Origin of the sequence: Brevibacterium salitolerans (assembly GCF_039531405.1) — a bacterium.
Lineage (GTDB): Bacteria > Actinomycetota > Actinomycetes > Actinomycetales > Brevibacteriaceae > Brevibacterium > Brevibacterium salitolerans.
Genome location: NZ_BAAAPZ010000002.1, coordinates 552,008 through 552,332, shown reverse-complemented (window position 1 = coordinate 552,332; position 325 = coordinate 552,008). Strand labels below are relative to the sequence as shown.

At 70.8% G+C, this 325-nt stretch carries 1 pseudogene; it reads left to right on the top strand.

Annotated features, from left to right (window positions below):
- Positions 1-325 (top strand): annotated as a pseudogene (locus ABD240_RS03555) (glutathione S-transferase family protein); the annotation flags it as partial.

The window sequence follows — 325 nt, the reverse complement described above, 5'->3', positions numbered from 1 at the left end:
TTCGACCCCGTGTACTACTCGCACTTCAAGTGCAACAGGCAGCGACTCGTGGACTTCCCCTCGCTCTGGGGCTACGCGCGCGATCTCTTCCAGACCCCGGGGTTCGGCGACACCGTGGACTTCTCGCAGATCAAGGACCACTACTTCCTCGTCCACCGCGACATCAACCCCACCGGGGTGGTGCCGGTGGGTCCGGACCTCTCCGGCTGGCTGGAGCCGCACGGTCGGGAGTCGCTCGCGGACGCGCCGCCCTTCGGCGAGGGGACGCCGCCCGGACCGCCGCCCGCGGCCGAGGTCGTCGACCCCGCGCACACGCCGCAGGCCT